At 76.3% G+C, this 7318-nt stretch carries 7 protein-coding genes; 4 read left to right on the plus strand and 3 right to left on the minus strand.

The window, feature by feature from the left end; all coding sequences use genetic code 11:
* On the plus strand, positions 1-654 hold a 654-nt coding region (locus NH602_RS25900), incomplete at its 5' end, for an S-methyl-5-thioribose-1-phosphate isomerase (protein ID WP_253069154.1).
* On the opposite strand, the gene NH602_RS25905 is transcribed toward NH602_RS25900, so the two are convergent.
* Positions 572-1252 (minus strand): class II aldolase/adducin family protein, encoded by a 681-nt coding sequence (locus NH602_RS25905; protein ID WP_308292883.1) that lies wholly within the window; start codon positions 1250-1252, stop codon positions 572-574. The genes NH602_RS25900 and NH602_RS25905 overlap by 83 nt on opposite strands.
* Before the next feature lie 95 nt (positions 1253-1347).
* Here NH602_RS25905 and NH602_RS25910 point away from each other — a divergent pair, with 95 nt between their 5' ends.
* From NH602_RS25910 to NH602_RS25920, 3 genes are all read left to right on the plus strand, one after another.
* Complete coding sequence (locus tag NH602_RS25910; protein ID WP_253069155.1) at positions 1348-1878, plus strand: hypothetical protein; 531 nt, start codon at positions 1348-1350, stop codon at positions 1876-1878.
* Position 1879: 1 nt separating this feature from the next.
* Positions 1880-2875, plus strand: coding sequence for a hypothetical protein (locus NH602_RS25915; protein ID WP_179759951.1), 996 nt, complete (start codon positions 1880-1882; stop codon positions 2873-2875).
* Between the two features lie 169 nt (positions 2876-3044).
* A complete protein-coding gene (locus NH602_RS25920; RefSeq protein ID WP_179759952.1) occupies positions 3045-3347 on the plus strand; it encodes a hypothetical protein in 303 nt (100 codons plus the stop codon).
* Between the two features lie 6 nt (positions 3348-3353).
* On the opposite strand, the gene NH602_RS25925 is transcribed toward NH602_RS25920, so the two are convergent.
* Positions 3354-4202, minus strand: a complete 849-nt coding sequence (locus tag NH602_RS25925) for a CBS domain-containing protein (protein WP_179759953.1) — start codon at positions 4200-4202, stop codon at positions 3354-3356.
* 40 nt (positions 4203-4242) lie between these two features.
* A partial coding sequence (locus NH602_RS25935) for a bifunctional proline dehydrogenase/L-glutamate gamma-semialdehyde dehydrogenase (protein WP_305882472.1) occupies positions 4243-7318 on the minus strand: 3076 nt, incomplete at its 5' end.

Below are 7318 nucleotides of genomic sequence, written 5' to 3' on the forward strand. Positions count from 1 at the left end.
GGCCGGGCCGCGGACCTGGCGCAGGAGCTGTGCGCGGACCGTCCGCTGCGGGCGCTGACGGTGTGCAACACCGGCCCGCTGGCCACCGGCGACGGCGGCACCGCGCTGGGGGCGGTCCTGCGGCTGCACGAGCGCGGCGCGCTGGCCGAGGTGCTGGCGTGCGAGACGCGCCCGCTGCTGCAGGGCGCGCGGCTGACCGTCTGGGAGCTCGCCGCGGCCGGGGCGCCGCACCGGCTGTGCGTCGACTCGGCCGGACCCGCGGCGATCGCGGCCGGGCTGGTCGACGCGGTGTTCGTCGGTGCCGACCGGATCGCGGCCAACGGCGACGTCGCGAACAAGATCGGGACCTACATGCTGGCCTGCGCCGCGGCCCGGTCCGGGATCCCGTTCGTGGTGGTCGCGCCGGAGGAGACGATCGACCCGCACACCCCGACCGGGGCCGACATCGTCGTCGAGCAGCGGGGGGCCGAGGAGGTCCGCGAGCACGGCGGCACCCTGCTCACCCTGCCCGGGACCCCGGTCTACAACCCGGCGTTCGACGTGACGCCGTTCGACCTGGTGACCGCGATCGTCACCGAGGAGCGGGCGTGGGGACCGGGCTCGTCGCCCGCACCTTCGACCGCTGGGCCGCGAACCGCCCTCGCACCGCACTGATCTCGGCGTCGGGCAGCAGCCGCGGCTCGCCGACGGCGCGGGCGCGCAGCCAGACGTCGCAGAGCCACTCCAGCTGGCGGACGCCGTCGTAGGCGGCGCCGAGGGTGTCGCCGAGCACGAGCGTGCCGTGGTGGCCGAGGACGACGGCGGTGGACTCCCCCAGCCCCGCGAGCGCGTTCACGACCAGCTCACGGCTGCCGAACGGCGCGTACTCCGACACCCGCACGCCGTCGCCGAACATCGCGAGCTGGTAGTGCACGGCCGGGACGTGGTCGGACAGCGTCGACAGCGCGACCGCCGCCGGGGAGTGCGTGTGGACCACCGCGACGGTGCCGGGCCGGGCCTGCGCGGCCACGTGCAGCCCGAGCTCGCTGGTCGGCTCCCGGGTGCCGTCGACGACCGTGCCCTCCGCGTCGACGAGCACGACGTCCGCGGCGGTCATCGTCTCGTAGTCCACACCGGACGGGGTGACCGCGATCAGGTCCCCGGTGCGCAGCGACAGGTTCCCCGAGGTGCCGACGACGAGTCCGTCGCGGACCATCCGGCGGGACCAGGCGCAGAGCAGCTCGCGGGCGGGGGTGTGGTCGTGGGGGCTCACCCCGGGAGGGTCCCACGGCGCGGGCGTCCCTCGTTGATCGTCAGTTCTGGGTAGACGCGGCCGGAACTGTCGGGGGTCTCGCTCACCATGACCGGGTGACACGAACGAGTGAGCCGGCGGCCGGTGCCGGCACGCATGGTCCCCGACGTACGCTGTGGGAGCTCCACGCCCGCCACGCCACGCAGAGCTCCGTCCCCTCGGCCGACGTGGTGGAGCACATCCTGTCGTTGACCGACCAGGTGCTGGACGACGCCGACAGGCGGGAGGCGGCGGGCCGGGAACGCCGGCGGGACACGGTACGGATCCGGGTGCTGCTGGGCTCGCTGATCGTCGCCTGCGCGCTCGTGTGTCCGGTCGCGTTCCTCGCCGGAGCGGATGTTCCGCTCCTCGTCGCGGCAGGCGCGGGGCTCGCGACCGGAGTCGCGCTGCTCGTCCTCGATGCCCGGTCGGCAGGTCGGGGACACCGTGGCCGGGCCGGGTGGTCCGGGGTCGTGCTGGCCGCGGGTCTCGCCGGGCCCGTCGCCGGGCTCGTGCCCGGGGGCCTGCTGCCGGTCGGGGTCGGGGTCGTCGCGCTGCTGGTCGCCGCCGGCGGGTTCGTGGCAGCGGGCACCCGGGCAGGTGCGTGAGATGGCGCGCCGGGACGACCAGCAGTGGCTGACCGCCGAGGTCGGGCGGCTCGAGCGGGAGCTGGGCGACGCGCCGTCGCAGGCCGACCTCGACCGCGTCGAGGCCCGTACCTCCGACCACGAGTACCGCCTCGACACCCTCGACGGCGACATCGCCACGCTGCGCGACGCCGTGGCGGAGGCCGACCACACCGCACGGTCACACATCGCGGACCTCGACCGGCGTCTCGACGAGGTCGAGGACTCCGCCGTCGACGGCACCCGGCGGATCGACGACCTGCTGCGGCGGACCCGCTGGCTCGAACACCACCTCCGCGCCGCCGACGGGGTACCCACGGCGGACCTGACCGCAGACCCCGACGTCGTCGGACTGGCCCACGCCGAACGCCGTGCCCGGGAGCGACGGGCCGCGCACCTGCCCGACGCGACGCGCCGTCGACACCACGCGGCCGTCGCCGCGCACGCCGGCTGGGTCCGCCGCCGGGACGAGGTACGCCGCGCCGCGCTCACCGCGAGTCGGGAGATCGCCGGCGACGGGGCGGACGGACCCCACCGTGCGGACCTCGCGCAGCGGTACCGGGAGGCACGGTCCGCCCTCGACGGGCTGGCGGAGCAGGCCGGGTCCGTCCGCCGGCACGCGGACACCGCGCGGGCGGCACTGGAGCGCGACGACGCCGTGCGCACCACCGACGCCGGGACGGTCGCGTCCGGAACAGCCGCCGGCCGGGTCCTGTCGACACGGCTGCGGACCCGGCTGACGGAGATGGTCGGCCGCCACGAACTGCCTCCGGTGTGGTTCGCGACGGTCCTGGGGCTCGGCCCACCCGCCGACTCCGCACCGTGGTTCGACGCTGCTGTCGCGGTCCTGCGGTACCGGGCCGCCTACGACATCGACGACGCGGTGCAGGCACTGGGACCCGAGCCCACCGGCGATGCCGAGCAGTCGGCGCGCCGTCGACAGGCCTGGGACCTGACCGCTCCGTTCCGCGTGCGCTGACCCGACCGGGGGTCACACCTCCGGGTCGACCCGGGCCCGCCGGGGCGCGCCGGACGCCGCCGGAGCCGCAGGATCGTGCCACCGCGGACGCCCGGCTCGGCCGGGACGCCACGCGGAGGGCGGTAGGACCCCGACCGCGCCGGCTCCCGGCGCAGGAAGCGAGCACATCGTGAGGACCGCCCTGCGTGCCGCCACCACCGCGGCAGGCTCCGTCGCCGTCGCACTCGCCCTCGCCGCCGTCACCGCCGGGACGGCGTCGGCGCAGCCCGCCCCGCCCGCCGAGCCACCGCTGAGCCCCGCCGACCAGGCCGCCCAGTTCGCCTGTCTGCAGAAGTACCTGGACTTCGGTGCCCTGCCCGGGCAGTCGCTGCAGGACCCGGTGGCGTTCTCGCTGCTGGTCGCGAAGGCCGCCCAGGAGTGTGACGCGGTCCGTGCACCCGCCGCACCCGCCGCACCCGCTGCGGGGGCCTGAGCGCGGTTACAGCAGGTCGCTGCGGCTGAGCACCCCGACCAGCACGTCCTCGTCGTCGACGACCGGGACGACCCGGAACCCGCGCCGGGACAGCAGGTCCTCGGCGTCGGTGAGCGGGTCGGCCGGGTGCACGACCTCGACGTCGCGGGTCATCACCTCCGAGACGGTGCGGGCCCGCAGCCGCCGGCCGCCGTCGAGGGAGCCGTGCATGAGGTCGGCCTCGGAGACGATGCCCAGCAGGTGGTCCCGGTCGTCGACGACCGGGACCGCGGTGAACCGGTAGGACAACAGGACCTCGGCGGTCTCGTCGAGGGCCAGCTCTGGCGGGATCGCGACCAGCCCGCCGTCGGTCATCACGTCCGCGACCCGCAGCGACGACGTCGGCCGGCCGCCGATCCGGCCCGCACCGCGCGGCGCCATCGCCTCCGGCAGCGGCGCCACCGGCACGACACCGCCGATCCGGCGGGCGGTGCGGCGCAGCCGCCCACCGGAGTGCCGGTGCCGCAGCAGGTCGCTGCGGGTGATCACACCGACCAGGATGCCCTTGTCGACGACCGGCACCAGCCGCAGCTCGCCGTAGACCCGCATGCGGTGCGCGACGATCGAGACGTTCGTCGTCGGGAGCACCGACACGACCTGCTCGGTCATCGCGTCGCCGACGACGGCGTGCGGGTCGTCGCGGTGGCGCAGCACGTCGACCAGCGAGATCACCCCGACCAGGGAGAACCGCCGGTCGACCACGGGCAGGGCGGAGAACCGGGACTCCGCCATCCGCTCCTGCGCCCGGGCCAGCGGTGCGTCCGCCCAGATCGTGACGACGCGTTCGGTCATGACATCGCGGGCACGCACCACCATGGACGCACCGTAACCACGGCGACGGTGCGTCCGCCATCGCTCACCGTTCGAGGTGGCCGAACCGGTGCCGGGTGCGGCTGACCGCCTGCTCCCGCAGCACGGACGGCATCTCCCGGCGTCCGTCCAGCACCACCGGGGTGTCCACGACCGACGCGCCCACCTGGGCGGCGGCCGCCCGCAGACCGTCGGGCACGGTGCCCAGGGCCCGGATCCGCTCGCCCGCCACGGGGACGAGCCCGTCGCCGCCGTGCACCCCGCCCGGGACCTCGCCCGGCGGGACCCCCGGCCCGTGCAGCCGGACCGGGACCCCCGCGGTGGCCGCGGCGAGCAGCACCCGCAGGACGTCGGCGCGGGCGGCACCGGCGCCGCACCACAGCGTCGCCGACGGGGCGGGCCGGTAGCGGAACACGTTGGACTCCGCGGCCAGCCCGGTCGGGTCGTGCTCGATCCCGAACTCGGTGCCCCACGCGCGGGCGTCGGAGGCGGCGGCGCGGGCGAGGCGGTCACGGGCGGCCGGGTCGAGGTCGGCCGCCGCGGCCAGGACGCGGTCCGCGGCCGGGCCGGACGTCGGTCCCGGCCCGGGGAGGTCGCCGTCGTGCCAGGTACCGAACTGGGCGACGTAGTTGGGTCCGCCGGGCTTGGCACCCGGGCCGAGCACCGAGCCCTTCCAGCCGCCGAAGGACTGGCGCTGCACGATCGCGCCGGTGATGTGCCGGTTGACGTAGGCGTTGCCGACCTCGACGCGGTCGAGCCAGTGCGCGATCTCGTCGGAGTCCAGGGAGTGGATGCCGCCGGTGAGACCGAAGCCGGTGTCGTTCTGCCAGGCGATCGCCTCGTCGAGGTCGCGGGCTGCCATCAGGCCGAGCACCGGGCCGAAGCACTCGGTGCGGTGGAACCAGCTGCCCGGCGACACCCAGGCCCGCACGCCCGGTGTCCACACCGTCTCCGAGACCCGGCGCGGGCGCACCAGCCACCGCTCCCCCGGCTCCAGCGTGGTGAGCGCCCGGTGCAGCTTCGCCGAGGGCGCCTCGATGAGCGGGCCCATGGTCGTCGCGAGGTCGGTGCCGGGGCCGACGCGCAGGGTGGTGACGGCGTCGACGAGCTGGCGGCGCAGCCGCCTCCCGGTGGCCGAGCCGGTCGCGGCGGGGCCGACGAGGATGGCCAGCGACGCCGCGGAGCACTTCTGCCCGGCGTGCCCGAACGCCGAGCGCACGAGGTCGGCGACGGCGAGGTCCGGGTCGGCGGCGGGGGTGACGACCAGCGCGTTCTTGCCACTGGTCTCGGCGACGAGGTTCAGGTCGGGCCGCCAGGACCGGAACAGCGCGGCGGTCTCCGACGAGCCGGTGAGCACGACCCGGTCGATCCCGGGGTGGGTGACGAGCCGGCGTCCGGCGTCGGCCTCGTCGGTGGGCAGCAGCTGCAGTGCGTCCCGTGGGATCCCGCCGCGGTGCAGCGCGGCCACGCCGGCCTCGGCGCACTCGCGGACCTGCGGGGCGGGCTTGAGCAGCACCGGGGCGCCCGCGGCGAGCGCGGCGAGGCAGCCGCCGAGCGGGATCGCGACCGGGAAGTTCCAGGGCGGGGTCACGGCCACGACCCGGTCCGGGGTGAACGGGGCGCCGTCGAGCTCGGCGGCGCGCTCGGCGTAGTAGGCGGCGAAGTCGACGGCCTCGGAGATCTCGGGGTCGGCCTCGGCGACGGTCTTGCCCGCCTCGTGCAGCATCACCGACAGCAGCGTCCCGCGGGCGGCGGCCAGCGCGCGGGCGGCGCGGCGCAGCGTCGCGGCCCGTTCCGCGGCGGGGACGTCGTGCCAGCCGGAGGTGCGGGCGCGCTCCACCGCGGCGTCGACCGCGGCCGGGTCGGTGACGAGGGGGACCTCGGTCCGCGCGACGGCGGTCGCCGCGGCGCGACGGGCCCAGTCCCGGTTCGCGGGCAGTGACGGATCGGTGTCGGGCTCGGCGCGGAACCCGGCCGGCACCGGGTCCCCGGGCAGCGGGCCGTCGGTCCCGACGGGTGCGGACACGGTGCGGTCCTGGGTGCGGCGCGGGGTGTCGGCGACGGCGTCGCGGTCGCGCACCGAGGCGAGGAACCGCTCCTGGTAGGTCGCCGGACCGCCCGAGCCGGGAGCGAACAGCGTGTACAGGTAGCCCTCCGGCGAGGCGTTCTCCTCCAGCCGCCGGACCAGGTAGGACACGGCGGTGTCGAAGTCGCCGCGGTGCACGACGGGGGTGTAGAGCACCAGCTGCGAGCCCGGCCCGGACTCCGGCAGGTCGCCCGCGACGGCGTCGGCGAACGCGGGGGCCATGCCCTGCAGCATCTCCAGGTCCAGCTGGGGCCGGGCACCGCGGGCGTCGGCCAGTTCCAGGGCGAGCGCGACGTGGTGCAGGTGGTGCGACGCGACGCCCAGGCGCATCCCGTCGGCGTGCGGGCCACCGATGCCGCGGTCGAGGAGCCGAACGTAGTTGGCGTCGACCTCGGCCTTGGTGGCGTAGGGCGCCTGCGGCCAGTCGTGCAGCTCGGCGTCGACCCGTTCCATCGCCAGGTTCGCGCCCTTGACCAGGCGCACCTTGATCGGCGCCCCGCCCGCGGCGGCACGGCGGGCGGCGAACTCCCCGAGCTCGTCCAGCGCGGCGACGGAGTCGGGCAGGTAGGCCTGCAGGACGATCCCGGCGGGCAGGTCGTGGAACTCCGGGCGCGCCAGCAGCGCGGTGAACAGCGCGACGGTGAGGTGGAGGTCCTTGTACTCCTCCATGTCGAGGTTCACGAACACGCCGTGCTCGCGGGCGGCCCGGTAGAGCGGCAGCAGCCGGTCCACGAGCAGGTCCCGGCTGCCCTCGAGGTCCCACGGCACGAGCTGGGCGACGACCGAGGACGCCTTCACCGACACGTGGTCGACGCCCGGCCGGCGCAGCAGCGCGATCGTGCGGGCGAGGCGACGGTCCGCCTCGTCGTGGCCGAGGACCGCCTCGCCGAGCAGGTTGAGGTTCAGCCGGTGCCCGTCGCGGCGGGCCGCGGCGAGGCGGCGGTCCAGGCCGCGCCCGCCCGCGTCGACGATCAGGTGCCCGACCAGGCTGCGCAGCCGCGACCGCGCCGCGGGCACGACGACGTGCGGCAGCGCC

The sequence above is a fragment of the Pseudonocardia sp. McavD-2-B genome (assembly GCF_024124365.1).
In the GTDB taxonomy this organism is placed as follows: domain Bacteria; phylum Actinomycetota; class Actinomycetes; order Mycobacteriales; family Pseudonocardiaceae; genus Pseudonocardia; species Pseudonocardia alni.

Bases quoted from the DNA above. Each gene is read 5' to 3' on its own strand.
- NH602_RS25915 (WP_179759951.1), top strand. From the start codon at position 1,880: ATGGCGCGCCGGGACGACCAGCAGTGGCTGACCGCCGAGGTCGGGCGG.
- NH602_RS25925 (WP_179759953.1), bottom strand. From the start codon at position 4,202: ATGGTGGTGCGTGCCCGCGATGTCATGACCGAACGCGTCGTCACGATC.